Here is a 1893-nt window from a genome sequence, read left to right on the forward strand (position 1 = left end):
GAGGTGCGGCGTGGGCGCGGGTTGCGGCGGTCGTACTGACACTGCTGAGCCTAAGCTTGGGTGGCCAGGCGCAGGCGGCGGAAACGACGACGTACGTGCTGACGGATGTGCAGGGCACGGTGCTGGCACGTGAAGATGCGCAGGGCAACATCATTGCGCGGTACGACTATCGGCCCTATGGGAAGCAGCAGACGGGGCCGGTGGCGGCGGGGCCGGGGTATACGGGGCATGTGGAGGATCCGGATACCGGGCTCGTGTACATGCAACAGCGGTATTACGATCCGGAGGTGGGGCGGTTCCTCAGCGTCGATCCGGTGTCGGCCTACAGCAACCCAATCGGAGCGTTCAATCGCTATTGGTATGCCAGCGACAACCCCTACAAGTTTACGGATCCGGATGGCCGTAGCGTTCTGACCAAGCTGATCAAGCTGGGAATCAAAGGCGGAAACGTCGCTGCCACCGTTGGTGGAATCGTCGATGACGTAAACACGCTTCGAAGTTCAACATCGACCACCGGGGAAAAGTTACTCGCGGGTGCTTCACTATTAAGTGAGGTCGTTTCGCCTGTCAGTATTAGCGATGCAAAAGATGTTGCGAAGGGTGTTCGGTCAGCCGCAGAACGGTATAGTCGAAAGAGCTACCGCTACAATTCAAATAACCCTGCGGCGAAAGCAGCGAGGCAGGCGGCAGAAGGAAGGCCTTGTCCTAAGTGTGGAGAAACAATGGTGTCTGGCACTAGGACTTCCCCGCAGGCTCAGCATGAGCCACCTCTATCCGAAGTTCACTACGAACATGGCGGCGCAGACATGTCGTCTGCTGAAAAGAAAGCCTACTCAAATAATTCTGAATCTCTGGATGGCGCGAACTGCGCACAATGCCAGTCGCGGGAAGGTGCTCAGCAAAGACAATATGTCCAAGAGCAAGAGCGGAATCGAGATCAATGACTGGGTATAAATATCCGTGTGAGGCTGTCCAGCCATCGCTACTTGCTATCGATCTGGCTGATCGCTTGCCTGACTCTAGAGATGTTCAATTCTACAGATGGGCAAAAGGAAGATCGGCAGAAACTATGCCTAGGCTTCAAATAATAGAAGCATCTATTGATAACCAAATTCATTACCTGACTGCAGGCGCCTCCAAGATTCTGGATGGGCCCGGATACGGTACGGAATTTTGTTACATCGCGAACGAAAAATCTTGCTGCAATGTTGAATTGCTAACTATGGTTTCATATTTGCACTCCTTGCCATCAGGTCGCCTTGATGTTGGTCATACGATGAACATCGGCCGACCCATTGCGAATAATTCACACTTGGATCGTCTTTTGGTCTCGCTGCCGTATCCGTACGGAAGTAATTTTGAGTTCGTTCATCTGTCTGATGGTCGCCATGCTCGAATATTGTGGCTAATACCTATTTCTGCGAGCGAAGAAAAATTTAGACATGAGCATGGCCTGGAGGATCTCGAAGAGCTATTCGACATGCACGAGATTGAATTCTCCGATCCCTTGCGAAAGTTGGTTGCTTAGAGTCCGGTGACGGCGGGAAATCAAAACGCGCCTGCGATGCCAACGGCCAGCGATAACGGTTCCAGGTTCACTTTCGGAAATTAAGAGGGTGGGGGGGCAGGCATCCGCTGGCGCCACGTACTACGAAGCCAAGGATGCCAGCACCGGCAGCGTCGTGGGCAGCACGACCGGGACGTCCAAGGACGTGGAGAGCGTCTACGACGGGCCGCTTTCCATGCACTCGTATGCCGTGCATGCGTGCAACCCGTACGCCTGCAGCGGCTGGGTCAATGCCGTTCAACGCGATGTGTACAACCCGCCCAGCTCGGCGCCAAGCCTGAGTGCGCCGAGTACCAACGGGACGGGCAGCTACACGGTGAGCTGGG

At 54.9% G+C, this 1893-nt stretch carries 3 protein-coding genes; all 3 read left to right on the plus strand.

Annotation, left to right across the window (positions count from 1 at the left end; all coding sequences use genetic code 11):
* A partial coding sequence (locus ACFWZ3_RS17245; protein WP_439708905.1) for an RHS repeat-associated core domain-containing protein occupies positions 1-944 on the plus strand: 944 nt, incomplete at its 5' end.
* On the plus strand, positions 941-1528 hold the full coding sequence (locus ACFWZ3_RS17250) for a suppressor of fused domain protein (RefSeq protein ID WP_439708906.1): 588 nt from the start codon (positions 941-943) through the stop codon (positions 1526-1528). The genes ACFWZ3_RS17245 and ACFWZ3_RS17250, both read left to right, overlap by 4 nt.
* An 88-nt stretch (positions 1529-1616) precedes the next feature.
* On the plus strand, positions 1617-1893 hold a 277-nt coding region (locus tag ACFWZ3_RS17255), incomplete at its 3' end, for a hypothetical protein (protein ID WP_439708907.1).

This window comes from Frateuria sp. GZRR35 (assembly GCF_051900415.1).
In the GTDB taxonomy this organism is placed as follows: domain Bacteria; phylum Pseudomonadota; class Gammaproteobacteria; order Xanthomonadales; family Rhodanobacteraceae; genus Frateuria_A.